General features: G+C 71.3%; 24 protein-coding genes and 1 pseudogene. 22 read left to right on the forward strand and 3 right to left on the reverse strand.

All coding sequences use genetic code 11. From position 1 onward, the window contains the following. Positions 1-82: 82 nt before the first annotated feature. The 3 genes from metH to ACPC54_RS14860 all read left to right on the forward strand — a co-directional run bounded on the left by metH (position 83) and on the right by ACPC54_RS14860 (position 6,312). On the forward strand, positions 83-3,595 hold the full coding sequence (gene metH / locus ACPC54_RS14850) for a methionine synthase (RefSeq protein ID WP_498965007.1): 3,513 nt from the start codon (positions 83-85) through the stop codon (positions 3,593-3,595). A 153-nt stretch (positions 3,596-3,748) separates the two neighbouring features. Then, entirely contained in the window at positions 3,749-4,450 is a 702-nt protein-coding gene (locus ACPC54_RS14855; protein WP_498965010.1) for an HAD family hydrolase, read from the forward strand. 242 nt (positions 4,451-4,692) lie between these two features. After that, positions 4,693-6,312, forward strand: a complete 1,620-nt coding sequence (locus tag ACPC54_RS14860; RefSeq protein ID WP_498965012.1) for an ABC transporter substrate-binding protein — start codon at positions 4,693-4,695, stop codon at positions 6,310-6,312. 66 nt (positions 6,313-6,378) lie between these two features. Here the strand turns inward: ACPC54_RS14860 and ACPC54_RS14865 are convergent, their stop codons facing one another. Together ACPC54_RS14865 and ACPC54_RS14870 are read right to left on the reverse strand one after the other, a co-directional pair. Then, complete coding sequence (locus ACPC54_RS14865; RefSeq protein WP_045697526.1) at positions 6,379-7,050, reverse strand: response regulator; 672 nt, start codon at positions 7,048-7,050, stop codon at positions 6,379-6,381. A 39-nt stretch (positions 7,051-7,089) separates the two neighbouring features. Further along, positions 7,090-8,001: a RecB family exonuclease gene (locus ACPC54_RS14870; RefSeq protein ID WP_498965014.1), complete on the reverse strand. Its 912-nt coding sequence runs from the start codon at positions 7,999-8,001 to the stop codon at positions 7,090-7,092. Between the two features lie 145 nt (positions 8,002-8,146). Here ACPC54_RS14870 and ACPC54_RS14875 point away from each other — a divergent pair, with 145 nt between their 5' ends. The 3 genes from ACPC54_RS14875 (at position 8,147) to ACPC54_RS14885 (ending at position 11,118) form a co-directional block, all read left to right on the forward strand. Next, positions 8,147-9,388: a site-2 protease family protein gene (locus ACPC54_RS14875; protein WP_498965016.1), complete on the forward strand. Its 1,242-nt coding sequence runs from the start codon at positions 8,147-8,149 to the stop codon at positions 9,386-9,388. A gap of 47 nt (positions 9,389-9,435) precedes the next feature. Continuing rightward, entirely contained in the window at positions 9,436-10,395 is a 960-nt protein-coding gene (locus tag ACPC54_RS14880; RefSeq protein WP_498965018.1) for a tRNA (adenine-N1)-methyltransferase, read from the forward strand. A 117-nt stretch (positions 10,396-10,512) separates the two neighbouring features. Then, complete coding sequence (locus ACPC54_RS14885; RefSeq protein WP_498965020.1) at positions 10,513-11,118, forward strand: hypothetical protein; 606 nt, start codon at positions 10,513-10,515, stop codon at positions 11,116-11,118. Between the two features lie 34 nt (positions 11,119-11,152). On the opposite strand, the gene ACPC54_RS14890 is transcribed toward ACPC54_RS14885, so the two are convergent. Beyond that, positions 11,153-11,458: a ferredoxin gene (locus tag ACPC54_RS14890; RefSeq protein ID WP_498965022.1), complete on the reverse strand. Its 306-nt coding sequence runs from the start codon at positions 11,456-11,458 to the stop codon at positions 11,153-11,155. Positions 11,459-11,743: 285 nt separating this feature from the next. Between ACPC54_RS14890 and arc the strand changes: the two genes are divergently transcribed. The 16 genes and pseudogenes from arc (at position 11,744) to tatC (ending at position 26,223) form a co-directional block, all read left to right on the forward strand. Then, positions 11,744-13,510 (forward strand): proteasome ATPase, encoded by a 1,767-nt coding sequence (gene arc / locus ACPC54_RS14895; RefSeq protein WP_498965024.1) that lies wholly within the window; start codon positions 11,744-11,746, stop codon positions 13,508-13,510. Between the two features lie 230 nt (positions 13,511-13,740). Then, positions 13,741-15,252, forward strand: coding sequence for a depupylase/deamidase Dop (gene dop, locus ACPC54_RS14900; protein ID WP_498965026.1), 1,512 nt, complete (start codon positions 13,741-13,743; stop codon positions 15,250-15,252). Positions 15,253-15,425: 173 nt separating this feature from the next. Beyond that, complete coding sequence (locus ACPC54_RS14905; RefSeq protein WP_031069167.1) at positions 15,426-15,644, forward strand: ubiquitin-like protein Pup; 219 nt, start codon at positions 15,426-15,428, stop codon at positions 15,642-15,644. 134 nt (positions 15,645-15,778) lie between these two features. Continuing rightward, positions 15,779-15,856, forward strand: a pseudogene (locus ACPC54_RS14910) (endonuclease VII domain-containing protein); the annotation flags it as partial. Beyond that, on the forward strand, positions 15,853-16,650 hold the full coding sequence (gene prcB / locus ACPC54_RS14915) for a proteasome subunit beta (RefSeq protein ID WP_498965379.1): 798 nt from the start codon (positions 15,853-15,855) through the stop codon (positions 16,648-16,650). The pseudogene ACPC54_RS14910 and the gene prcB, both read left to right, overlap by 4 nt. A gap of 29 nt (positions 16,651-16,679) precedes the next feature. After that, positions 16,680-17,435, forward strand: coding sequence for a proteasome subunit alpha (prcA, locus tag ACPC54_RS14920; protein WP_498965029.1), 756 nt, complete (start codon positions 16,680-16,682; stop codon positions 17,433-17,435). 115 nt (positions 17,436-17,550) lie between these two features. Then, complete coding sequence (gene pafA / locus ACPC54_RS14925) at positions 17,551-18,912, forward strand: Pup--protein ligase (protein ID WP_498965031.1); 1,362 nt, start codon at positions 17,551-17,553, stop codon at positions 18,910-18,912. A gap of 123 nt (positions 18,913-19,035) precedes the next feature. Then, entirely contained in the window at positions 19,036-20,025 is a 990-nt protein-coding gene (locus tag ACPC54_RS14930; RefSeq protein ID WP_498965033.1) for an FKBP-type peptidyl-prolyl cis-trans isomerase, read from the forward strand. 210 nt (positions 20,026-20,235) lie between these two features. Continuing rightward, positions 20,236-21,555 (forward strand): FKBP-type peptidyl-prolyl cis-trans isomerase, encoded by a 1,320-nt coding sequence (locus tag ACPC54_RS14935; protein WP_498965035.1) that lies wholly within the window; start codon positions 20,236-20,238, stop codon positions 21,553-21,555. 174 nt (positions 21,556-21,729) lie between these two features. Then, positions 21,730-22,113, forward strand: a complete 384-nt coding sequence (locus ACPC54_RS14940) for an FKBP-type peptidyl-prolyl cis-trans isomerase (RefSeq protein WP_498965037.1) — start codon at positions 21,730-21,732, stop codon at positions 22,111-22,113. Between the two features lie 212 nt (positions 22,114-22,325). Further along, entirely contained in the window at positions 22,326-23,306 is a 981-nt protein-coding gene (locus tag ACPC54_RS14945) for a helix-turn-helix transcriptional regulator (RefSeq protein WP_498965039.1), read from the forward strand. 26 nt (positions 23,307-23,332) lie between these two features. Next, positions 23,333-24,259 carry a helix-turn-helix transcriptional regulator gene (locus ACPC54_RS14950; RefSeq protein WP_498965380.1) on the forward strand — a complete coding sequence of 309 codons (927 nt, stop codon included), beginning with the start codon at positions 23,333-23,335 and terminating at the stop codon, positions 24,257-24,259. A 27-nt stretch (positions 24,260-24,286) separates the two neighbouring features. Next, on the forward strand, positions 24,287-24,493 hold the full coding sequence (locus ACPC54_RS14955) for a hypothetical protein (RefSeq protein WP_244178816.1): 207 nt from the start codon (positions 24,287-24,289) through the stop codon (positions 24,491-24,493). Positions 24,494-24,538: 45 nt separating this feature from the next. Continuing rightward, a complete protein-coding gene (locus ACPC54_RS14960) occupies positions 24,539-24,724 on the forward strand; it encodes a hypothetical protein (protein WP_498965041.1) in 186 nt (61 codons plus the stop codon). A 190-nt stretch (positions 24,725-24,914) separates the two neighbouring features. After that, on the forward strand, positions 24,915-25,187 hold the full coding sequence (tatA, locus tag ACPC54_RS14965; protein WP_498965043.1) for a Sec-independent protein translocase subunit TatA: 273 nt from the start codon (positions 24,915-24,917) through the stop codon (positions 25,185-25,187). 139 nt (positions 25,188-25,326) lie between these two features. After that, positions 25,327-26,223: a twin-arginine translocase subunit TatC gene (gene tatC / locus ACPC54_RS14970; RefSeq protein WP_498965381.1), complete on the forward strand. Its 897-nt coding sequence runs from the start codon at positions 25,327-25,329 to the stop codon at positions 26,221-26,223. Positions 26,224-26,232 lie beyond the last annotated feature (9 nt).

Genomic DNA, 26,232 nt, shown 5'->3' on the forward strand with positions numbered 1-26,232 from the left:
GACAAGCCCGATACGCTGGCGACGTGCGCGCCCGATCAAGCGGGCCGCAAAGCCGACAGCCGTCGCACCAGGGAGAAGCCCCATGGCCACTGCAGCCGACCCGTCCATCACTCAGCAGAGCCGCGCGAACGCGTTGCGCGAAGCACTCGCCACCCGGGTGGTGGTGGCCGATGGTGCGATGGGCACCATGCTCCAGGCGCAGGACCCGACCATGGAGGACTTCCAGAACCTCGAAGGCTGCAACGAGGTCCTGAACGTCACCCGGCCCGACATCGTCCGTTCCGTCCACGAGGCCTACTTCGGCGTCGGCGTGGACTGCGTGGAGACCAACACCTTCGGCGCCAACTTCTCGGCGCTCGGCGAGTACGAGATCGCGGAGCGGATCTTCGAGCTGTCCGAGGCCGGCGCCCGGATCGCCCGCGAGGTCGCCGACGGGCACACCGCCGCGGACGGCCGCACCCGCTGGGTGCTCGGCTCGATCGGCCCCGGCACCAAGCTGCCCACCCTCGGCCACGCCCCGTACGAGGTGCTGCGGGACGGCTTCCAGCGGAACGCGGCCGGCCTGATCGCGGGCGGCGCCGACGCGCTGCTGGTCGAGACCAGCCAGGACCTGCTGCAGACCAAGGCCGCCATCCTCGGCTCCAAGCGCGCCCTCGCCGAGGCCGGGCTGGACCTGCCGGTGCTGGTGCAGGTGACGGTCGAGACCACCGGCACCATGCTGCTCGGCTCGGAGATCGGCGCCGCGCTGACCGCGCTGGAGCCGCTGGGCGTCGACTACATCGGCCTGAACTGCGCCACCGGCCCGGCCGAGATGAGCGAGCACCTGCGCTACCTGGCCAAGAACGCCCGGATCGGCCTGTCCTGCATGCCGAACGCGGGCCTGCCGGTGCTCGGCAAGGACGGCGCCCACTACCCGCTGTCCCCGGCCGAACTGGCCGACGCGCACGACGTGTTCACCCGCGAGTACGGGCTCTCGCTGGTCGGCGGCTGCTGCGGCACCACCCCCGAGCACCTGCGCCAGGTGGTCGAGCGCGTCCAGGGCCGCCCGGTCTCCCCGCGCGACCCGCAGCCCGAGCCCTCGGCCGCCTCGCTGTACCAGGCGGTGCCGTTCCGCCAGGACACCTCGTACCTGGCGATCGGCGAGCGCACCAACGCCAACGGCTCGAAGAAGTTCCGCGAGTCGATGCTGGCCGGCGACTGGCAGGCCTGCGTGGAGATCGCCCGCGACCAGATCCGGGACGGCTCCCACCTGCTGGACCTGTGCGTCGACTACGTCGGCCGCGACGGTGTCGCCGACATGAAGGAGATCGCGGGCCGGCTGGCCACCGCCTCCACCCTGCCGATCGTGCTGGACTCCACCGAGCCGCCCGTACTGCAGGCCGGCCTGGAGGCCCTGGGCGGCCGCGCGGTGCTCAACTCGGTCAACTACGAGGACGGCAACGCCCCGGACTCCCGTTTCGGCAGGATCGCCTCGCTGGCCCGCGAGCACGGCGCCGGCCTGATCGCGCTGACCATCGACGAGCAGGGCCAGGCCCGCACCGCCGCCGCCAAGGTGGAGATCGCCGAGCGGCTGATCGCCGAACTCACCGCCGACTACGGCATCGACGAGGGCTCGATCCTGGTCGACTGCCTCACCTTCACCCTGGCCACCGGCCAGGAGGAGTCCCGCCGGGACGGCATCGAGACCATCGAGGCGATCCGCGAACTCAAGCGCCGCCACCCGAAGGTGCAGACCACCCTCGGCCTGTCGAACATCTCCTTCGGCCTCAAGCCGGCCGCCCGCGTGGTGCTCAACTCGGTCTTCCTGCACGAGTGCGTGGAGGCCGGCCTCGACTCGGCGATCGTGCACGCCTCCAAGATCCTGCCGATCTCGCGGATCCCCGAGGACCAGCGCGAGGTCGCCCTCGACCTGGTCTACGACCGCCGCCGGGACGGCTACGACCCGCTGCAGCGCCTGCTGGAGCTGTTCGCCAACGTCTCCAGCGCCGACGTCAAGGCCTCCAAGGCCGAGGAACTGGCCGCGCTCCCGCTGGACGAGCGGCTGCAGCGCCGGATCATCGACGGCGAGCGCAACGGCCTGGAGGCCGACCTGGACGAGGCGCTGGCCGAGCGCCCCGCGCTGGAGATCATCAACGAGACCCTGCTGGCCGGCATGAAGGTGGTCGGCGAGCTCTTCGGCTCCGGCCAGATGCAGCTGCCGTTCGTGCTCCAGTCCGCGGAGGTGATGAAGACCGCGGTGGCCCACCTGGAGCCGCACATGGAGAAGTCCGACAGCGAGGGCAAGGGCACCATCGTGCTGGCCACCGTCAAGGGCGACGTCCACGACATCGGCAAGAACCTGGTCGACATCATCCTGTCCAACAACGGCTACAACGTGGTCAACCTGGGCATCAAGCAGCCGGTCTCGGCGATCCTGGACGCCGCGCAGGAGCACAAGGCGGACGTGATCGGCATGTCCGGCCTGCTGGTGAAGTCCACCGTGATCATGAAGGAGAACCTGGAGGAGCTGAACCAGCGCAAGCTGGCGGCCAGCTACCCGGTGATCCTCGGCGGCGCCGCGCTCACCCGCGCCTACGTCGAGCAGGACCTGCACGACATCTACGAGGGCGAGGTCCGCTACGCCCGGGACGCCTTCGAGGGCCTGCGCCTGATGGACGCGCTGATCGCGGTCAAGCGCGGCGTGCCCGGCGCGACCCTGCCGGAGCTGAAGCAGCGCCGGCACGCCCGGCTGGAGGTCGAGGAGCCGGAGCCCGAGGTCAACCTCGGCCAGATCCGCTCGGACGTCACGGTCGACAACCGGGTGCCGACCCCGCCGTTCTGGGGCGACCGGATCGTCAAGGGCATCCCGTTCGCCGACTACGCCTCCTGGCTGGACGAGGACGCGCTGTTCAAGGGCCAGTGGGGCCTGAAGGCCGCCCGCACCGGCGAGGGACCGTCCTACGAGGAGCTGGTGGAGACGGAGGGCCGGCCGCGGCTGCGCGCCTGGCTGGACCGGCTGCAGACCGAGGGCTGGCTGGAGCCGGCCGTCGTGTACGGCTACTACCCGGCGAACTCCAAGGGCGACGACCTGATCGTCTTCCACGAGGACGGCACCGAGCGTACCCGCTTCACCTTCCCCCGCCAGCGGCGCGGCCGCCGGCTCTGCCTGGCCGACTTCTTCCGCCCGGAGGAGTCCGGCGAGCGGGACGTGCTCGGCCTGCAGGTGGTCACCATGGGCAACCGGATCTCCGAGGCGGCCAACGAGCTGTTCGCCGGGAACTCCTACCGCGACTACCTGGAGCTGCACGGCCTGTCCGTCCAACTGGCCGAGGCGCTGGCCGAGTTCTGGCACGCCCGGGTCCGCTTCGAGCTGGGCTTCTCGGGCGAGGACCCGCAGGACGTCAAGGACATGTTCGCGCTCAAGTACCGCGGCGCCCGCTTCTCGCTCGGCTACGGGGCCTGCCCCGAGCTGGAGGACCGCGCCAAGATCACCGAGCTGCTGAAGCCGGAGCGGATCGGCGTGGTGCTGTCCGAGGAGTTCCAGCTGCACCCGGAGCAGTCCACCGACGCGATCGTGATCCACCACCCGGAGGCGAAGTACTTCAACGCCCGGTAACCCTGGCGCCCCGTTCCGTTAGCTCTTTCCGGGGGCGGCGGGCGTATCCTTGATGATCCTGAACGGGCCGGTCCGCTCACCAGCGGGCCGGCCTGTGCCATCTCCGAGGTGCGCCCTGGCGCGCCGCGGGGCACTGCCGGAAGGACGCCCGCCATGACGACCATCTCCACCGCCACGCGCGTGCTCGACCACGGTGACCGGGGCCTGCAGGCGGTGCTGCTGGACATGGACGGGACGCTGGTGGACACCGAGGACTTCTGGTGGCAGGCCGAGGCCTCGCTGTTCGCCGAGCTGGGCCACACGCTGGACGAGGCGGACCGCGCCCACGTGGTCGGCGGCCCGATGTCCCGGGTGATGGAGTACCTGGTCGGCCGCACCGGGGCGGACATCTCCCCGGCCGACCTCGGGGTGCTGGTGAACCAGCGCTTCGTGGAGCTGCTGGCCGGCGGCGTGCCGCTCATGCCGGGCGCCGAGCGACTGCTCAACACCCTCGACGCGCACGGGATCCCGGCCGCCCTGGTGTCCGCCTCGCACCGGCACGTGATCGACATCGTGCTGCGCTCGCTGGGTGCCGAACACTTCGCCTTCAGCATCGGCGGGGACGAGGTGGCGCGCACCAAGCCCTTCCCGGACCCGTACCTGGAGGCGGCCCGCCGGCTGGGCGCCGAGCCGGCCCGCTGCGTGGTGGTCGAGGACACCCCGACCGGGGTGCGCGCGGGCGAGGCGGCCGGTTGCCAGGTGATCGCGGTGCCCTCGATCGCGCCGATCGAGCCGGCGCCGTGGCGGCTGGTGGTCTCCTCGCTGGAGCAGGTGGACCTCGACCTGCTGCGGTCGCTGGTCGCCGCGCGAGTGTGATTGTCATCTCATTGCGGGTGCGTGCTACTCGCCGGTAAAGGGGGACCGCCCCGCCGTCACGTACGGCGGCTCGGGGAGAAAACGGTCATTGCCTGACAAGTCGTCGGGACGGGCGTTCTGCCCATAAGGGCCGTGTCTCAAACGTCATCTTCGCGCGTATCGGTCGTACATGTTCGATATGGCACGCTACTCGGGTTCGCCGCCGGCCCCGCCCGGACCGCACCCAGAAGGAACACGTGCCCGTGAAGATTCCCGCCAGACGCCTGACAGTACTCGGCTGCGCCGGTCTGGTCGCCGTGACGGCGGCCGGCTGCGGATCGGTCAACGACGCCGTCAACGGTGACGGCGGCAGCAAGTCGATCACCATGGGCACCCGCGGCCTCACCAGCGTCCTGGACCCGGCGGGCGCCTACGACACCGGCTCGTGGCTGGTGCTCGCCAACACCTTCCAGTCGCTGCTCGCCTTCCCGCCCGCCGCCAGTTCCCCGACCCCGGACGCCGCCCAGTCCTGCGAGTTCGTCAGTGGGGACACCACCCAGTACCACTGCGTGCTCCGCCCCGGTCAGAAGTTCGCCAACGGCCACGCCCTCACCGCCGCCGACGTCGTGTTCTCGATCCAGCGGACCAAGAAGATCAAGGATCCGAACGGTCCGGGCGGCCTGCTGGACACGATCAAGTCGGTCGAGGCGAAGGGCGACAGCGAGGTGGTCTTCCACCTCTCCGCACCCGACGCCACCCTGCCGGCCAAGCTGGCCACCCCGGCCGGCGCCATCGTCGACCACGAGGTCTACCCGGCCGACAAGCTGCTCGACAACGACAAGGTCGTCGGCTCCGGCCCGTACAAGTTCGACTCGGTCGAGACCATGACCCCCCAGGGCGGTAGCGCCAAGGTCCTCGCCAAGGTCGTGCTGACTCCCAACGGCAAGTACACCGGCGACGCGAAGCTGCAGAACGACAAGTTCATCGTGCGGTACTTCGACAGCCCCACCGCGCTGAAGGACGAGTTGGACAAGGGCGGTGTCGACCTCACCGACAACAGCCTGGAGCCGAACACCGCCGCCCGGATCCTCGACGACCAGCAGAGCGGCAAGGGCGACCTGACCGTTGTCGAGGGCGAGAGTTCCGACACCAACTCGATCGCCTTCAACACCAAGGACGCCACCACCGGGAACCTTGCCGTCCGTCAGGCCGTGGCGCAGCTGGTCGACCGGAAGGCCCTCGCCCGCGACGTCTTCGCGCGCACCGTCCAGCCGCTGTACTCGATGGTCCCGACCGGCATCACCGGCCACAACACCGCCTTCTACGACAAGTACGGCGACCCCGACGTCGCCAAGGCCAAGGCGATCCTCGCAGCGGCCAAGGTCGCCGTCCCGGTCAAGCTCAACCTCGCCTCGGGGCGCTCGCGCACCGGCACCAACGAGACCGACACGCTGAAGCGCCAGTTGGAGAACGGCGGCCTGTTCCAGGTCACCACCCAGGTGGAGAACGACCCGGCCGCCTACCAGAAGGGCCGCAGCGAGGGCAAGTACCAGGCGTACCTGGTCGGATGGACCGCGGACTACCCGGACCCCGACAACTACATCGGGCCGCTGGTCACCGAGGACAGCGTCTACCGCACCGGGTGGGAGGACGAGCGGATCAGTCAGAAGCTGCTGCCGGAAGGTCTCAAGCAGGCCGACCGCGGCGCCGCGAACGGGATCTACAACCAGGTCCAGGGCATCGTCGCGGAGAACGTGCCGCTGATCCCGATGTTCCAGACCAAGGCCTTCTTCGCGGCCAAGCCGTACGTCACCGGCGTCGAGTCGACCATCGACACCACCGGCGTCTTCCGCTTCTGGGAGATCGGCCGCAACAAGAAGTAGCGCCCCCGCGCACGGCGGCCCGCCGCCTCCCCCGGACCGGGGCGAGGCGGCGGGCCGCTCGGCGTCCTACAGGGTGCCCGGGCGCACCAGCCCGCTCTCGTACGCGTACACCGCGGCCTGCACCCGGTCGCGCAGCTGGAGCTTGGTCAGCACGTGGCCCACGTGGGTCTTCACCGTGGTCTCGCTGACGAACAGCTCGGCCGCGATCTCGGCGTTCGACAGCCCGCGCGCGACCAGCTTCAGCACCTCCAACTCCCGCTCGGTCAGGGCCCCGAGGGCCTGCGGCGGGGCCTCCTCGCCGGAGGGCAGCTTGGTGGCGTACATGTCCAGCAGCCGGCGGGTGATGCTCGGCGCCAGCATCGCCGCGCCGTCCGCGACCACCCGGATCGCCTGCACCAGCTCCTCCGCCGGGACGTCCTTCAGCAGGAAGCCGCTGGCGCCCGCGCGCAGCGCCTCCACCACGTACTCGTCCAGGTCGAAGGTGGTCAGCACCAGCACCTTGGCCGGGCCGTCGCGCCCCGGCCCGGCGATCCGGCGGGTCGCCTCGACGCCGTCCATCCGCGGCATCCGGATGTCCATCAGCACCACGTCGGGCTGCAGCGCCCGCACCTGGTCCAGCGCCTGCTGGCCGTCGCCGGCCTCGCCGACCACCACCAGGTCGGACTCGGCCTCCAGGATCATCCGGAAACCGGTGCGCAGCAGTGGCTGGTCGTCGACCAGCAGCACTCGGATCGTCACTCGGACTCCTTGCTCATCGGATCCCCCGTGGGATCGTCCTCATTCCGACGTACGTGATTCCGACGTACGTGATTCCGACGTACGCGATTGCGACGCCAGCGCCAGCGGCAGCGGGTACGGCGGCGGCGTGCCGCCGAACTCCGGGCAGCTGGCCTGGTGGTCGCACCAGTCGCAGAGCCGGTTGCGGGTCGCCGGGAAGTCCCCGGTGGCCACCGCGTGGCTGATCCGCTCCCAGAGCGCCTGCAGCTTGCGCTCCACCGCGAGCAGGTCGGCCTCGTCCGGGTCGTAGCTCACCACGTTCCCGCCCCCGCCGAGGTAGACCAGCTGCAGCCGCTTGGGGATCACGCCCTTCCAGCGCCACACGACCAGCGCGTAGAACTTCATCTGGAACATCGCCTTGCCCTCGAAGTCCCGCGAGGGCGCCCGGCCGGTCTTGTAGTCCACCAGCCGGACCTCGCCGGTCGGGGCGACGTCGACCCGGTCGATGTAGCCGCGCAGCAGCAGCCCCGACTCCAGCGCCGTCTCCACGTACAGCTCGCGCTCCACCGGGTGCAGCCGGGTCGGGTCCTCCAGCGCGAACCACTGGCCGACCAGCTTCTCGGCGTCCGCCAGCCAGCGGGTCAGCGCCGCGCCGTCCGGGTCCTCCGGGAACAACCCGCCCAGCTCCGGCCGTTCACCGAGCAGCCGCTCCCACTGGGGGCGCAGCAGGCCCAGCGCCCGCTCCGGCGTCCGCTCGGCGGCCGGGCTGTCGAACAGCCGCTCCAGCACCGCGTGCACCAGGGTGCCCCTGGTCGCGGCGGCGCTCGGCGGCTCCGGCAGCCGGTCGATCACCCGCAGCCGGTACAGCAGGGGGCAGGTGAGGAAGTCCCCCGCACGGGACGGGGACAGGCCGGTCGGCGGCGCCGCCGGGCGGGGCGCGGCCCCGGCGGCGGGGGTGTCGGTCTGCTGCATGCCTACGACCCTATTGCCCTTCGCTGCCATCCCGCTGCCACCCGGCTGCCACGGCGGCCGCGCAGTGGGTATGAAGGGAGCGTGGGGCGTGGGGCGGCGCCGGGCCGCGATCACGTAGCGTGGGCGCACCGGGGCACGACGGGGGATGACGACCGAAGGGATCACGGTGAGCGACAGCAGGGGGCAGCAGACCTCCGACCAGCCACCGCGGGACGACCGCGGGCGCCCGGCGGGCGGCCCGCCCGAGCGGCCCGAGCGCGGCGGCGGCATCCTGATGGGCCGCCCCTTCGGCGTGCCCGTCTACGTCACCCCCTCCTGGTTCGTCATCGCCGCCCTGATCACCTGGGTCTTCGGCGGCCAGCTCGGCGACGTCCTGCCCGACCTGGGTGCGGCCCGCTACCTGGTCGCGTTCTTCTTCGCCGTCGCCTTCTACGCGTCCGTCCTGGTCCACGAGCTCGCCCACACCCTCGTCGCGCTGCGCTACCGGCTCGGGGTCAGGCGCATCCAGCTGCAGTTCTTCGGCGGGGTGTCGGAGATCGAGAACGAGGCCACCTCGCCGTGGCGCGAGTTCTGGCTGGCCTTCGTCGGCCCGCTGCTCTCGCTGCTGCTCGGCGGGGTGTTCTACCTCGGGGTGCGGGCCGTGGAGCTGTCCACCGTCCCCGGGGTGCTGCTGACCGGGCTGATGGTCTCCAACCTGGTGGTCGCCGCCTTCAACCTGCTGCCCGGCCTGCCGCTGGACGGCGGCCGGATGCTGCGTGCGGTGGTCTGGGCGGCCACCGGCCGGCCGATGGCCGGCACCGTCGCCGCCGCCTGGGCCGGCCGGGCGCTGGCGATCGGCGTGCTGATCGGCCTGCCGCTGGTCAGCGCCTCGCGCAACGTCGAGCGCACCACCACCGACACCCTGGTGGACGCGGTGCTGGCCGCCGTACTCGCCGCGATCATCTGGAACGGCGCCACCGGCAGCCTGCGCAACGCCCGGCTCAAGGAGGTGCTGCCCGGCCTGCGGCTGCGCGACCTCGCCCGCCGGGCCGTCGAGGTCACCGCCGACACCCCGCTCGGCGAGGCGCTGCGGCGCGCCCGCGAGGCCCAGGCCGGCGCGGTCGTCGTGGTGGACGGCCGGGGCGAGCCAACCGCCATCGTCCGCGAGTCGGCGGTCCGGGCCGTACCGGAGCACCGCCGTCCGTGGGTCGCGGTCGGCGCGCTCGCCCGCGACCTCGAACCCGGGATGCGGCTGGACGCCGAGCTCAGCGGCGAGGCCCTGCTGCGCGCCGTCCAGGCGACCCCGGCGGGGGAGTACCTGGTGGTCGAGCCGGACGGCCGGATGTACGGCGTCGCCGCGCTCACCGACATCGAGCAGCGCCTGACCGCGGCCGTCGCCGGGCGCTGATCGGCCCCGGTGGGGAGGGGTGACGCACTTCCCGTAGGATTGCCCGCATGTCCGAACCGACCGGTGCCGCCCGCCGACGCGGGCCCTTCCAGGTCGGGGACCAGGTCCAGCTGACCGACCCCAAGGGTCGCCACTACACGTTCACGCTCCAGGCCGGGAACCAGTTCCACACCCACAAGGGTGCGTTCCCCCACGACGAGCTGATCGGCGCTCCCGAGGGCACGGTCGTGCGCACCACGGGGAACGTCCCGTACCTCGCGCTGCGCCCCCTGCTCCCCGACTACGTCCTGTCCATGCCGCGCGGCGCCGCCGTGATCTACCCCAAGGACGCGGGTCAGATCCTGGCGATGGCCGACATCTTCGCGGGTGCCCGCGTGGTCGAGGCCGGCGTCGGCTCCGGCGCGCTCAGCACGTACCTGCTGCGCGCCGTGGGAGAGCAGGGCATGCTCGCCTCCTACGAGCGCCGGCAGGACTTCGCCGACATCGCGCAGGGGAACGTCGAGCGCTACTTCGGCGGCCCGCACCCGGCCTGGAAGCTCACCGTGGGCGACCTCCAGGACAACCTGGTCGAGACCGACGTCGACCGCGTGATCCTCGACATGCTGGCCCCCTGGGAGTGCCTGGACGTCGCCGCCAAGGCGCTCGTCCCCGGCGGCCTGATCTGCTGCTACGTGGCCACCACCACGCAGATGTCGCGGACCGTCGAGGCGCTGCGCGAGCACGGCAGCTTCACCGAGCCGCAGGCCTGGGAGACCATGGTCCGCACCTGGCACCTGGAGGGCCTGGCCGTCCGCCCGGACCACCGGATGATCGGCCACACCGGCTTCCTGCTCACCGCCCGCCGCCTGGCGGACGGCGTCGAGCCGCCGCTGCGCCGCCGCCGCCCGGCCAAGGGCGCGTACGGCGAGGACTACGACAACGGGGCGCCCGAGCCCACCCTGCAGGAGCGGGCCGCGGCCCGCAAGGCCGCCCGCGACGGCGCGGCCGAGCAGCCCGATCTGGGCTGAGACACCGCCGCGCGGACGAAGGGGTGGCACGAGCAAGCTCGTGCCACCCCTTCGCAGTTCGCGCCACCCGGGTGTGGGACGATGCTCGCTCACCCACACCACTGGAGGGGACGCCTGGTGGAGACCGCGGTCAAGGCGACGGCTGGACAGCAGACCCCGCGGGGCCGGAACCGGCCCGGGCACGCGCGGACTTCCCCCTGGCACTGGGCGCTCGCCCTGGCCGGCTGCGGCGCGGTGGTCACCGCCGCCCTCGCCGCCGCCCCGGCGACCGGCACCCCGGTGCCCGCCCACCCCACCGCGGCGGCCCTGCCCGTGAGCGCCGCACCCGACCCGGCGAAGGCCCAACTCCCGCTCGACTGCGGCCCGTTCCCGGTGAAGACGGTACTGAACGTGCCCGCCGCGCTGGCCGACGGACGGCCCGCCGCGGTCGTCGCCGCGCGCTGCGACGCCGTCAACGGCACCCCGCCGGACGCCGTCTACCTGCTCGGCTTCGGCGCCGACCGCCGACCGGTGGTGCTGGCCACCCTGCTCTCCGAGCGCGAGAACCTCACCGTCGGCCGGCTCGCGCTGCGCTCGGACGGCGCGATCACCGGGCACGCGCGGGGGTATTCGAGCGAGGACGTGCCGCGCTTCAGCCCGGACATCTCACTCGACCTCACCTGGAAGCGGAAGGGCGGCGGCTGGGAACGCTCCCAGTCCGCCGCCCCGGTCACCGCCAGCTGACGGCCCGCCGCCCGGTCCGCCCGCTCGGGGCGGGCTACTCCGCGTCCGGCCCGTACACCTCGACCCGATCGGCGACCCGGCGCACGTGGATGCAGTCGCCGGGGCACTCCTTGGCCGAATCCACCACGTCCTGAAGGAGCGTCAGCGGCACCGGGGCGGTGTCCCCGGGCTGCTGGCGCAGCTCGTCGTCCGGGCCCTTCACGTAGGCCAGGCCGTCGATGTCCAGTTCGAAGACCTCGGGGGCGTACTGCACGCAGATGCCGTCGCCGGTGCACAGGTCCTGGTCGATCCACACCTCCAGGGGCTCGGTCGCCACCGCGGTCTGCTCGGTCACCGACATCGTTACCTGCCGTTTCTGTCCCGGGTCGCCCGCATTCCTGGGGCAATCCCGCCATTCGTACAACGATCGGAGCCGGCACTGCGGTCGCGATCGGATATCACTTCGCTCGACGATACATCTGGCCCGCTTTGGCCGGTGCGCGGTGGGTATCCCCTTAGCAGAGGGGAAGCACGCTGGGGCGAAGATCGGACACGCCCGTTCCATCTTTCTTGATCTAGGGGTTTACGGACCCCTGGTCCCAGGTAGGGTCTGGAAGCGTCCAGCTCCCCGGAGGAGGTGAGGACCGTGGCAGCCCACGATGACGACTACAACCGCAGCACCGGCAGGCCCGCTCGTGGTTCCGACGAGGCCGCTCAGGTCTCGTTCCTTGAGCAGGAAATCGCCGTGCTGCGCCGCAAGCTCGCCGACTCGCCGCGCAATTCGAGAATCCTCGAAGAGCGGATCGTCGAGCTCCAGACCAACCTGGCCGGCGTGACCGCCCAGAACGAACGGCTCGCCTCCACCCTGCGCGAGGCCCGCGACCAGATCGTGGCCCTCAAGGAGGAAGTGGACCGGCTGGCCCAGCCCCCGGCCGGGTTCGGCACCTTCCTCGAAGCGAACGAGGACGGCACGGCCGACATCTTCACCGGCGGGCGCAAGCTCCGCGTCAACGTCAGCCCGACCGTCGCCCTCGACGAGCTGCGGCGCGGCCAGGAAGTGATGCTCAACGAGGCCCTCAACATCGTGGACGCGATGGCCTTCGAGCGCATCGGCGAGATCGTCACCCTCAAGGAGGTCCTGGAGGACGGCGAGCGAGCCCTGGTCATCGGCCACACCGACGAGGAGCGGGTGGTGCGCCTCGCCGAACCGCTGCGCGAGGCCACCGTCCGGGCGGGGGACGCCCTGCTGCTGGAGCCCCGCTCCGGCTACGTGTACGAGGTCGTGCCGAAGTCCGAGGTCGAGGAACTGGTCCTCGAAGAGGTCCCGGACATCGACTACCGGCAGATCGGCGGCCTGAGCAACCAGATCGAGCTGATCCGCGACGCGGTCGAGCTGCCGTACCTGCACGCCGACCTCTTCAAGGAGTACGAGCTGCGCCCGCCCAAGGGCGTGCTGCTCTACGGCCCGCCCGGCTGCGGCAAGACGCTGATCGCCAAGGCGGTCGCCAACTCGCTGGCCAAGAAGGTCGCCGAGGTGACCGGCCGCCCGCAGGGGAAGAGCTACTTCCTCAACATCAAGGGCCCCGAGCTGCTCAACAAGTACGTCGGCGAGACCGAGCGGCAGATCCGGCTGGTCTTCCAGCGGGCCCGGGAGAAGGCGAGCGAGGGCACGCCCGTCATCGTCTTCTTCGACGAGATGGAGTCGCTGTTCCGCACCCGCGGCTCCGGCGTCAGCTCGGACGTGGAGAACACCATCGTCCCCCAGCTGCTCGCCGAGATCGACGGCGTGGAGGGCCTGGAGAACGTCATCGTCATCGGCGCCTCGAACCGCGAGGACATGATCGACCCGGCGATCCTGCGGCCCGGCCGCCTGGACGTCAAGATCAAGATCGAGCGCCCGGACGCCGAGGCCGCGAAGGACATCTTCTCCAAGTACCTCAAGGACTCGCTGCCGTTCCACCCGGACGACCTCAAGGAGCACGACGGCTCCGTCGACACCACGGTCGCCGCGATGATCCAGTCGGTCGTGGAGCGGATGTACTCCGAGACGGAGGAGAACCGCTTCCTGGAGGTCACCTACGCCAACGGTGACAAGGAGGTCCTGTACTTCAAGGACTTCAACTCCGGCGCGATGATCCAGAACATCGTCGACCGCGCGAAGAAGATGGCCATCAAGGACTTCCTCGACCACGGTCAGCGCGGCCTGCGCGTCTCCCACCTGCTCGCCGCCTGCGTGGACGAGTTCAAGGAGAACGAGGACCTGCCCAACACCACCAACCCGGACGACTGGGCCCGCATCTCCGGCAAGAAGGGCGAGCGGATCGTCTTCATCCGCACGCTCGTCACCGGCAAGCAGGGCGCCGAGTCCGGCCGTTCGATCGACACCGTCGCCAACACGGGCCAGTACCTGTAAGGCACGCGGTGACCCGGGCCGGCAGCGGCCCCCGGAGCAGTACGCACACCGTCCGGCTGTGGCGCCTCGCGGCCCCGCAGCCGGACGGCGCGTCTCGGGGCCCGCCGTCCGGCGCCGGGTTCTAGGCTCGACCCACCGTTCGCGGGCAGAGGAGCGCCGGCGCCGGTGTTGTCCGCGGTACGTCGGCGTGTTCCGCCCGAGGGGGCGGCGCACAAGGCAAGGAGGGCCGCATGACCGTACGGCGCGTGATGGGCATCGAGACCGAGTACGGGATCTCCGTGCCCGGGCACCCCAACGCCAACGCCATGCTCACCTCGTCCCAGATCGTCAACGCGTACGCGGCGGCGATGCACCGGGCACGGCGGGCCCGCTGGGACTTCGAGGAGGAGAACCCGCTGCGCGACGCGCGGGGCTTCGACCTCGCGCGGGAGGTGGCGGACGCCAGCCAGCTGACCGACGAGGACATCGGCCTCGCCAACGTCATCCTGACCAACGGGGCCCGGTTCTACGTGGACCACGCGCACCCCGAGTACAGCTCGCCCGAGGTGACCAACCCGCGCGACGCCGTGCTGTGGGACAAGGCCGGCGAACGGATCATGGCGGCCGCGGCGCGGCGCGCGCTGGAGCTGCCCAACGGGCAGAACATCCACCTGTACAAGAACAACACCGACAACAAGGGCGCCTCCTACGGCACCCACGAGAACTACCTGATGAAGCGGGCGACGCCGTTCGCCGACATCGTCCGCCACCTGACCCCGTTCTTCGTCTCCCGCCAGGTCGTGACCGGTGCCGGCCGGGTCGGCCTCGGCCAGGACGGCTCGGCGCACGGCTTCCAGATCAGCCAGCGGGCGGACTACTTCGAGGTCGAGGTCGGCCTGGAGACCACCCTCAAGCGGCCGATCATCAACACCCGGGACGAGCCGCACGCCGACGCCGAGAAGTACCGCCGGCTGCACGTGATCATCGGGGACGCCAACCTCTCCGAGATCTCCACCTACCTCAAGCTGGGCACCACCTCGCTGGTCCTGTCGATGATCGAGGACTCCTTCATCGCCTCCGACCTCGCCGTCGACCAGCCGGTGCGCACCCTGCACCGGGTCTCCCACGACCCGGACCTCAAGCACCTGATCACCCTGCGCAACGGGCGCAAGCTCACCGCCGTCCAGCTCCAGCTGGAGTACTTCGAGCTGGCCCGCAAGTACGTCGAGGACCGCTTCGGCACCGACGCCGACGAGCAGACCGTGGACGTGCTGACCCGCTGGGAGGACGTCCTCGGGAGGCTGGAGCGCGACCCGATGTCGCTCTCCCGGCAGCTGGACTGGATCGCCAAGCGGGAGATCCTGGAGGGCTACCGCAGCCGGGACGCCCTGGAGTGGGACAACCCGCGGCTGCACCTGGTCGACCTCCAGTACAGCGACGTACGGGCCGAGAAGGGCCTCTACAACCGCCTGGTGGCCCGCGGCCGGTTCGAGCGGCTGGTGACCGAGGAGGAGGTCGAGCGGGCCGTCACGCAGCCCCCGGAGGACACCCGGGCGTACTTCCGCGGGCGCTGCCTCGACCAGTACGCCGAGCACGTCGCGGCGGCCTCCTGGGACTCGGTGATCTTCGACCTGCCGGGCCGGGACTCGCTGCAGCGGGTGCCCACGCTGGAGCCGCTGCGCGGCACCCGCAACCACGTCAAGGAGCTGCTGGACCGCTGCCGCACGGCGGAGGACCTGCTCCGCGTGCTGTCCGGCGGGTAACTTTTCGATCACCACGGGTGAACGTCCGCCGAATGGGAATCATCCGGGGTGGCAGCGGGTGTTGGACAGGAAGTGCCACCGGTGAACCGGGAGCAGCAGTCGCACCTTGTGTATAGGGTCGGTGCAGCAGCACCGACCCGACCGTGCCAGACGAATCGAGCGGGGTGAGGGAAATGGCGAGCAAGGACACCGGCGGCGGCCAGCAGCGGGCGAACCGCTCCTCCGAGGAGGTCGAGGAGCAGGCCGCGGAAACCCAGAATTCCGACGACCTCAAGGAGCGCCAGGAAAAGCTGAGCGACGACGTCGACGCGGTACTCGACGAAATCGACGAGGTCTTGGAGTCGAACGCCGAAGATTTCGTGCGTGGCTTTGTGCAAAAGGGTGGGCAGTAGCCCTCGGCCCCGGTATTCGGGAATTCACGGTCGCGACCGTCGAAACGCGGCCGGGCGGCCCGGCCGCCCGGCCGTCCGGCACCGGCCCTCCACCCGTGGACGATGATCGTCGGGCGGGTAGGGTGCGGGCAGCGCGCGCTTCAAGCTACCTGGAAGGAATCGTGTGGAAGCCAACACTCGTGGCACCGGGCGTCTACCGGCTGCCTTCCTGACTCCGGGGTCGTCCTCGTTCCTGGACTTCCTCGCCGAGCACAAGCCGGAGCTCCTGCCGGGCCGCGCCGGGCTCCCCGTGGGCACCGTGGTCGAGGCCCCGCACGGGACCACGATCGTCGCCGCGGTCTTCGACGGCGGCGTGGTGATCGCCGGTGACCGCCGGGCGACCATGGGCAACGTGATCGCCCAGCGTGACATCGAGAAGGTCTTCCCGGCCGACGAGTACAGCGCGGTCGGCATCGCCGGCACCGCCGGCCTCGCGGTCGAGATGGTCCGGCTGTTCCAGCTGGAGCTGGAGCACTACGAGAAGATCGAGGGCACCACGCTCTCCCTGGAGGGCAAGGCCAACCGCCTCACCACCATGATCCGGGGCAACCTCGGCATGGCGATGCAGGGCCTGGCCGTCGTCCCGATGTTCGCCGGCTACGACCTCGACCGGGGCCGCGGCCGGATCTTCAACTACGACGTCACCGGCGGGCGTTCGGAGGAGCGCGGCTTCGCGGCCACCGGCTCCGGCTCGGTCTTCGCCCGTGGCTCCCTGAAGAAGCTCTACCGCGAGGACCTGACGGCCGAGCAGGCCGCCACCCTGGTCGTCCAGGCGCTCTACGACGCGGCCGACGACGACTCCGCCACCGGCGGCCCCGACCTCGCCCGCAAGATCTACCCGATCGTCTCGCTGATCACCGAGGACGGCTTCCGCCGGCTCACCGAGGCGGAGGTCGCCGAGATCGCCGTCGCCATCACGGACGAGCGCCTGGCCCGTCCGAACGGCCCGCAGGCCCCGCTGATCTAGCCACACCTACAGGAAAGGGACGACCGCCGGTGTCGACACCGTTCTACGTCTCGCCCCAGCAGGCCATGGCGGACCGCGCGGAGTACGCCCGCAAGGGCATCGCGCGCGGCCGCAGCGTGGTCGTGCTCACCTACGCCGACGGCATCGTCTTCGTCGCCGAGAACACCTCGCGGGCGCTGCACAAGGTCTCCGAGATCTACGACAAGATCGCCTTCGCGGCGGTCGGCCGCTACAACGAGTTCGAGAACCTGCGCATCGGCGGCGTCCGCTACGCCGACCTGCGCGGCTACTCCTACGACCGGGCCGACGTCACGGCCCGCGGGCTCGCCAACGTCTACGCCCAGACCCTGGGCACCATCTTCTCCTCGGTCGGCGAGAAGCCGTACGAGGTCGAGCTGATCGTCGCCGAGGTCGGCCGCGGCGCCGACCAGGACCAGATCTACCGGCTCACGCCGGACGGCTCGGTCGTCGACGAGAAGAACTACGTGGTGGTCGGCGGCAACGCCGACTCCATCGGCAACTACCTGGGCCAGCGCCACCGCGCGGGGCTGAGCCTGACCGACGCGGTCAGGGTCGCCGTGGACTCGCTCGCCCGCGACCCCAACGGCGGCAGCCCGCGCACCCTCACGCCGGAGCAGCTGGAGGTGGCCGTCCTCGACCGCCAGCGGTTCCAGCAGCGCAAGTTCAAGCGGATCCTGGGCAACCAGCTGGGCCGGTTGCTCGACGGGGACCAGTCCGCCGAGGCGGACGACGACGAGTCGGCGGCCCCGCCGACCGGCGAGTAGTGCCTGCGGAGTCCCGGACGGCGGCCCGACCGCCGTCCGGGACTCCGGTGCCCCTGCGGCGGCCCGGCCGTCGTGGAGGCGGTTTCGGACAGCTCCGACAGAGAATGGAGTGCTCATGGACCGCCGGATTTTCGGGCTGGAGAACGAGTACGGCGTGACCTGCACGTTCCGCGGGCAGCGACGGCTGTCGCCGGACGAGGTGGCGCGGTACCTGTTCCGCCGGGTCGTCTCCTGGGGCCGCAGCAGCAACGTCTTCCTGCGCAACGGCGCCCGGCTGTACCTCGACGTCGGCTCGCACCCCGAGTACGCCACCCCCGAGTGCGACGACGTGGTCGAGCTCGTGACCCACGACAAGGCCGGCGAGCGGATCCTCGAAGGCCTCCTGGTGGACGCCGAGCGGCGGCTGCACGAGGAGGGCATCGCCGGCGACGTCTACCTCTTCAAGAACAACACCGACTCGGCCGGCAACTCCTACGGCTGCCACGAGAACTACCTGGTGGCCCGGCACGGCGAGTTCTCCCGGCTCGCGGACGTGCTGATCCCGTTCCTGGTCACCCGGCAGCTGATCTGCGGCGCCGGCAAGGTGCTGCAGACCCCGCGCGGCGCGGTGTACTGCGTCAGCCAGCGGGCCGAGCACATCTGGGAGGGCGTCAGCTCCGCCACCACCCGCTCCCGCCCGATCATCAACACCAGGGACGAGCCGCACGCGGACGCCGAGCGCTACCGCCGGCTGCACGTGATCGTCGGCGACTCCAACATGTCCGAGACCACCACGCTGCTCAAGGTCGGCGCCACCGACCTGGTGCTGCGGCTGATCGAGGCCGGTGTGGTGATGCGCGACCTCACCCTGGAGAACCCGATCCGGGCGATCCGCGAGGTCAGCCACGACCTCACCGGCACCCACCAGGTCCGGCTCGCGAACGGCCGCGAGGCCAGCGCGCTGGACATCCAGGAGGAGTACTACAGCAAGGCCCTGGAGTTCGCCGACCGCAAGGGCATCAACACCGGCACCATCGCCCGGGTCCTCGACCTGTGGGGCCGCACCCTGGAGGCCGTCCGCACCGAGCGGCTGGACGGGGTGGCCACCGAGATCGACTGGATCATGAAGTACAAGCTCATCGAGCGCTACCGCGAGAAGCACCAGATGAGCATGTCCAACCCGCGGGTGGCACAGATCGACCTCGCGTACCACGACATCCACCGCCGCCGCGGCCTGTTCTACCTGCTCCAGGGCAAGGGGCAGGCGCAGCGGGTCACCACCGACCTGAAGACCTTCGAGGCGAAGTCGCTGCCGCCGCAGACCACCCGGGCCCGGCTGCGCGGGGACTTCATCCGCCGGGCGCAGGAGCAGCGGCGGGACTTCACGGTGGACTGGGTGCACCTGAAGCTGAACGACCAGGCGCAGCGGACGGTGCTCTGCAAGGACCCGTTCCGTTCGGTGGACGAGCGGGTGGAGAAGCTGATCGCCGGGATGTAGCCCGCGCGTTCGTGATCAAGGTGTGTGCCGGCCCCGGTGGTGTCTACCGGGGCCGGACGCATGCCGGGCATACGCTGTCCGTCGAGTCTGGAGAGCCGACTTCGATCGACAGTTAGGACCACCGTGCGCCGCACCGCCGGTTTGCTTCTCACCCTGCCGCTGCTGCTCGCGGTCGCCTGCAGCAGTTCGCCCAAGGCGGCTTCCCCGGCGACGCCGTCCGCGGCGAGCGCGCCCCCGACCGTGCCCGCTCCGGTCAACGAGGCGTCGCCGATGCCGACCCTCTCGGGCGGCGGGTTCGGGAGCAAGGCGACCATCACGATCCCCGAGGGCGCCCAGCCCAGCGGGCAGTTCGTGGTGAACACGGTGAGCGAGGGCGAGCGCGCGGCGGTCGGCAAGGGCGACTGGGTGACGGTCAACTACACGGCGAAGGACTGGACCACCGGCAAGGACCTGCCCAGCTCGTACGACCCGAGCGGCAAGCCGCAGCTCTACCAGGCGGGCAGCGGGCAGCTGGTGCCCGCGCTCGACCAGAGCGTGATCGGCAAGAAGACCGGCAGCCGGCTGCTGGTGGTGGCCCCGCCGGCCGCCGCCTTCGGCGACTCCGGCTCCGAACAGCTCGGGGTGGCCAAGGGCGACACCGTGGTGTTCGTGCTGGACATCGTGGAGAGCCTGCCGCAGGACTCCACCCTGACCGGGAACATGACCCAGGCGGCCGCGACCCTGCCGCAGGTCAAGGACAACGGCAAGGCCGCGATGACGATCACGGTCCCGGCCGGGCAGGCCGCGCCGGCCGACCTCCAGCAGGCGTTGCTGATCAAGGGCGAGGGGAAGCAGGTCAAGAGCGGGCAGACCCTGGTGGTGCAGTACACCGGGGTGCTGTGGAGCAACGGCCAGCAGTTCGACGCCTCCTGGACGCACGGCGGCGCGCAGGCCGTCCAGATCGGCACCGGCAGCGTGATCGAGGGCTGGGACAAGGGGCTGGTCGGGCAGACCGTGGGCAGCCGGGTGCTGCTGGTGGTGCCCCCGGCACAGGGGTACAAGGACCAGGCGCAGGGGGCGGTGCCGGCGAACTCCACGCTGGTCTTCGTGATCGACATTCTGGAAGCGGTCTAGGAACTCGGCCCGGGGATTCCGTAGGCTTGGGCGGACGCTCGTACGACAACGACGCGTCCGCCCTCATCCTTAGCTGTCATACTGCCCCTCGCACTGTGGCAGGCGCCGCCCGGCGCGAAGGTCCGGCGGGCGGGTGGTGCGACGCCGACCCGGCACTCACCACGCCGGGGCCAGACCTGGAAGACCTCGTGGCGAGATGGATGGGGAGTCATGACTGAGAAGACGCCGAGCCCGGGCGGGGCCGGCACCGCCGACAGCTCTGCGGGTGACCCGACCGCCTCGCGTCCCGGCGGCGCGGTCGGGGGCGATCGCGAGTCGATCGTCGTTCCGCCGTCGATCCTGGCGCAGCAGGCCGGCTGGGCGCAGCCCGGCGAGCAGCCGACCGCCGCCGGCGGCGGGACCAGGACCGATGACGAGACCCCGCAGATCTTCGCCTCCACGGTGCGCCGGTCCGACGTCTCCGAGGCCGGGTACGACGAGAACCCGCCCGGGGTGGGCCGGCTCGGTGTGATCCTCGGCACGGTGCTGGCCGTGCTGCTGGCCGGCAGCGCCGTGACGCTCTACCTGGTGAACAAGGACGGCGGGTCCAAGGACAGCCCCTCGGCCGCCAAGCCGGACGCGGTGAAGACCGCGCCGCCGACCCCGACCGCCGACCCGGTGCCGCCGATCAAGGACGACGCCAAGGTGCTGCCGACGATCACCGGCGACTTCGGCAAGAAGGCCGAGATCCAGGTGCCCGGCGACAAGTCGGACGGCTCCTTCGTGGTCAAGGTCCTCTCCGAGGGCAGCGGCGCCAAGGTGGAGAAGGGCAACTGGACCTCGGTGGACTACACCGCCAAGGACTGGACCACCGGCAAGGACATCCCGAGCTCGTACGACAACAGCGGCAAGCCGCAGATCTTCCAGGCCGGCGCCGACGCGCTGATCCCGGCGCTGGACCAGGCCGTGGTCGGGAAGAAGGCCGGCTCCCGGCTGCTCGTGGTGGCCCCGCCGGCCGCCGCCTTCGGCTCCCAGGGCAAGGCCGACATGTCGATCGGTGCCAAGGACGACCTGATCTTCGTGATCGACATCCGCAACAGCAACGCGCCCGACGCGGTGGTCAGCGGCACCGTGACCCCGCCGCCGGCGGACTTCCCGCAGGTCAAGGACAACGGCAAGAAGCCGGCCGAGATCACCCCGGTGGCCGGCGCCAAGGACCCGACCGAGCTGAAGACGCACGTCCTGATCAAGGGCGAGGGCCCGAAGGTGGAGAAGGGCGAGAAGGTCGTCGTCCAGTACACCGGCGCGCTGTTCAAGGACGGCAAGGTCTTCGACTCCTCGCTGAGCAAGGGCCAGGCGTTCTCCTTCCCGGTCGGCGGCGGCCAGGTCATCCAGGGCTGGGACCAGGGGCTGGCCGGCCAGACCGTGGGCAGCCGGGTCGAGCTGGTCATCCCGGCCGCGCTGGCCTACGGGGACAAGGGCCAGGGCGACATCCCGCCCGGCTCGACGCTGGTCTTCGTGGTGGACATCCTGGACGCGGGTCAGGGCTGATCCACTTTCGGGTGACAATGGTGTGCGTGTGACCTTCGGGTCCGGCCGCGTGGCCGGACCCGGACGGGCGGCGGGCGCCCGTATCGTGGTCCGCCCCGGCACGGTCGGGGCGGACCGGGTGCGGGCGCCCGCCGCTTGGTCGTGTATGGAATTGCGAACGTGAGAAGAGGGACTATGGCCGTGAACCTCAACGAGAAGCCCGAGATCGACTTCCCGATCGGTGACGCTCCGACCAAGCTGCAGATCCGCGACATCGTCGTGGGTGACGGCGAGGAGGCCAAGGAGGGCCAGGTCGTCAGCGTCCGCTACGTCGGCGTGACCTTCGAGACCGGCGAGGAGTTCGACGCGAGCTGGAACCGGAGCCCGAACGAGTTCCGCTTCCCGCTCGGCGCCGGCCGGGTCATCCAGGGCTGGGACAAGGGCGTCGTCGGCATGAAGGTCGGCGGCCGCCGCGAGCTGACCATCCCGTCGACGATGGCGTACGGCGCCCAGTCGCCGTCGCCGCTCATCCCGCCGCACTCGACCCTGATCTTCGTGGTCGACCTGCTGGCCGTCTGAGCCCCGCTCCAGCCGTGGGCCGGACCCCTTCGGGGGCCCGGCCCACGGGCGTGTCCGGGGCCTGCCGGGACCGGGTGCGGGGCGCGTGGGGGACCGGGGGCGGGACGCGGCTTTTGCAGTGCGTACCGCTACCGGTACGGTCGGTCCCGCCGGGTGTGGATCGCCCGGTTGGCGCACCCCGCGCGCGGCGCGGCACACCGGAAGGGTCAGCGATGGCGATCGCCAAGGCAGAGCGGCTGATGAATCTCGCCCTGTGCCTGATGAACACCAGACGTCCGCTCTCCAAGAAGGAGCTGCGGGAATCCATCGAGGCGTACCGCGAGGCCTGGCAGCACAGCAGCGAGGACGCCTTCAACCGGATGTTCGAGCGGGACAAGGACGACCTGCGCGAGCTCGGCCTGGTGATCGACGTCGACGAGAACGCGCTGGACGGCGAGCTGGGCTACCTCGCCCGCGCGGACCGCAACCGGCTGCCCGAGATCGCGCTGGACGCCGAGGAGGCCGCCGCGCTCACCCTGGCCGCCCGGGTCTGGCAGCAGGCCAAGATGTCCGGCGCGGCCAGCGGCGCGCTGCAGAAGCTGCGCGCGGCGGGAGTCCCGTTCGCCGAGGCCGGCGGCCGCACCGCGCTGGAGCCGCGGATCCCCGCCCGGGAGGCCGCGTTCGAGCCGCTGCTCACCGCCGCCCGGGACCGCCGCCCGGTCACCTTCGAGTACCGCAAGGCCGGTGCGGCCGCCGTCGAGCAGCGCACCGTCGAGCCGTGGGCGCTGGAGTGCTGGCGCGGGCACTGGTACCTCGCCGGGTACGACCGGGACCGCGGCGACGCCCGGGTGTTCCGGCTCAGCCGGATCACCGGCAAGGTGCGGGCGAAGGGCGGCGCCTTCGTCCAGGCGGTGCCCGAGCACGTCGACGTGCGCGCCACCGTGGCCAAGTTCGCCGGGGAGGGCGCCACCGCGACCGCGATCGTGCGGGTCCGCCGGGGCGCGGGCTTCCCGCTGCGCACCAAGGCGCTGAGCAGCGAGCGGGTCGACGAGACCTGGGACGAGCTGGAGATCCCGTACGGCAACGGGCTGGGCGCCGACCTGGCGGAGTTCGGGCCGGACGTGCTGGTGCTCGGGCCGGAGGAGCTGCGGGCGGATGTGGTCGACCGGCTTCGGGCGGTCGCGGGGCTGGAGTCGGAGGACGTACGAGCGTGAGCAATGCGATCGACCAGACGCGGCGGATGCTGTCGTTGGTCACCTACCTGCGGGAGCGGCCCGGGGCCGAGGTGGCCGAGGTGGCCCGCGCGTTCGGGATCTCCGAGCGCGAGCTGATCGGGGACCTCAACGTGCTGCCGATGTGCGGCACCAGCTTCCGCGGCGGCGACCTGCTCGACATCGACACCGACGGCGAGCGGATCTGGTGGCACAACGTGGACGACGTCGCCCAGCCGCTGCGGCTGGCCGCCGACGAGGCCACCGCGCTGCTGGTGGCCGCCCGCGCGGTGGCCGGGCTGCCCGGGCTGCGGGCCGGCGACCGCGAGGCGCTCACCCGGGCCGTCGCCAAGATCGAGAACGCGGCCGGGGAGAGCGCCGAGAGCAGCGCCCGGGTCGGTGTGACCTTCGAGGCGGAGAGCCACGTCTTCGCCGACATCGACCGCGCGCTCAGCGAGGGCCGGCGGCTCTGGCTGCGCTACTACTCGCACGGGCGCGGCGGGATGACCGAGCGGGAGGTCGACCCGATCCGGCTGCTCACCGAGGGGCACACCTACCTGGAGGCCTGGTGCCGCACCTCGGAGGACCACCGGATGTTCCGGCTCGACCGGGTCGCCGAGATCCGCGTGCTGGACGTCCCGGCGGACCCGCCCCGGCGTGAGCCGCGCGACCTGAGCGGCGGGCTGGTCAACCCGGCCGCGGACGACCCGGAGGTCGTCGTCGAGGTCTCCTCCGGCGGGCGCTGGGTGGCCGAGTACTACACCCACGACAAGGCCGAGGAGCTCCCGGACGGCGGGCTGCGGATCACCCTGCGCAGCGCCGACCCCTCCCAGCTGCGCCCGCTGGCGCTGCGGCTGGGCCGGGACGGGCGGATCGTGTCGCCGCCCGAGCTGGCCGAGCAGGCGCGCTCGGCGGCGCGGGACGCGCTGGCGGCGTACGGGGAGGGGCGGGTCTGAGCGGTGGAAGCCGGGACGAGATTCAAGGTGTACTGCTCCGAGTGCCGGGAGAAGGTGGAGCTCCCGGCCGAGGAGTTCCGGCTGACCCTCGGCCGCACCCCGGCTCAGGCGCACTACAGCTTCGGCTGCCCGCGCTGCGGGGCGGCGGTGCGCAAACCGGCCGGGGAGAAGATCGTCGAGGCGCTGACCGAGGCGGGGGTGCGCACCATGCGGCTCGTCCCGGCGGAGGGGTAGCGGCCGCCCGGCCGGCGGCTTTGCGGCCCGTATAGGGTGGGGCGCATGTCCTGGATGCTCGTCGCCGCCGTCCTGCTCGCCACCGCGGGCCTGCTGGTCCTCGGGGTCCTCGCGATCCGGCTGTGGCTGGACGTGCGGGCGCTGGCGAAGGGCGTGGACGAGGCCTCCCGGGCGCTGACCGTGGCGGCCGGCGACCTGGCCGACGCGGCTTCGGCGGCCGGCGCCCGTTAGCACGGCCGAGGCATCCGCGGTACGGGGACTGCTGCGCGGGTGTGAGGGCGGGTTACGCTCTCAGCTGGCCCCCGGAACGCCGGTCGGGGGCCGCCGTCCCGTTCGGGCGGCCGTCGTCGGGGCGTCATTCGCAGCGGTTACCATCCGCGCGGACGGCCCGCCGGGCCGCCATGACTGAAGGTGGTCGCGCATGCGCATCTCGATGACCGCGATCGTGGTGGTCGTGATCTTCGCCATCGTGCTGTTCGGAGCCAAGCGGCTGCCCGAGGTGGCGCGCTCGCTCGGGCAGTCGCTGCGCATCCTGAAGAGCGAGGCCAAGGCGATGCGTACGGACGGAGAGCCGGACGCGCCCGCCGCGCCCGTCGAGGGCGGGGCCGGATCGAGCTCGGTCAGGACCGTCCAGTCCGCGCCGGGGGCCACCTCCACGGCCCGTCCGGTGGCCGAGCGCGAAGGGCGGAGTTGAGCCGCGTCGCCCGTACCCGCGTGACGTACGCGACCACGGAGGCCCGTCGACCGGCGGGCCTCTACGCACGATCTTCTGAGGACCGGGGTTGAGCAAGGTGTCCAAGGCGTCGAAGGCGCCCAAGAATCCCGACGGGCGGATGGCCCTCGCCGACCACCTCCGGGAGCTGCGCAACCGGGTGGTGAAGTCGGCGCTGGCGATCGTGGCGATCACGATCGTCGCCCTGATCTTCCACAGGCAGATCGAGCACTTCCTGCTGAAACCGCTGCCGCAGTGCAACACCAAGGAGGAGATCGACCACTTCCACGGCAAGTGCGCGCAGGTCTCCAACATCGGTCTGACCTCCGGTTTCACCTTCATGCTCCAGGTGGCGCTGACGGCCGGTGTGGTGGGTGCGGTGCCGGTGTGGCTGTGGCAGGTGTGGGCGTTCGTGGCGCCCGGTCTGCACAAGCACGAGAAGAAGTACACCGTCGTCTTCATGGCCTTCGGGGCGCCGCTGTTCCTGGCGGGTGTGGGCCTCGCCTTCCTGGTGCTGCCGACGACCGTCCAGGTGCTGGTCGAATTCACCCCGACCGGCACCACACCGATCCTGCCGCCGAACGACTACTTCGACCTCGCGACGCGGATGGTGCTGGTCTTCGGCCTGGCCTTCGAGTTCCCGCTGCTGCTCGTGATGATGAACATGGTCGGCATGGTGAGCGGCAAGCGGCTGCTGAGCTGGTGGCGCGGGATGGTCATGGCGATCACCGTGTTCTCGGCCGTCGCGACGCCGAGCGCCGACCCGGTGAGCATGCTGGCGCTGGCCGCGCCGATCTGGGCGCTGTACTTCATCGCGGTGGGCATCGCGCTGCTCAACGACCGGCGCAAGCGGCGCCGCAACCCGGACGCGGACCTGGACGACGAGGAGGCCTCGCACGTGGACCTCACCGTGGAGGAGGTCGCGGGGGCGGAGGAGATCCACGCCTCCGGTGCTCCGGTGGCGAGCTCGGCGCCGGTGCCGGCCGCGCGCCGGGAGCAGATGGACGACATCACCTGAGCGGGTAGC

This window comes from Kitasatospora sp. NPDC094028 (genome assembly GCF_049543595.1).
Taxonomy (GTDB): domain Bacteria; phylum Actinomycetota; class Actinomycetes; order Streptomycetales; family Streptomycetaceae; genus Kitasatospora.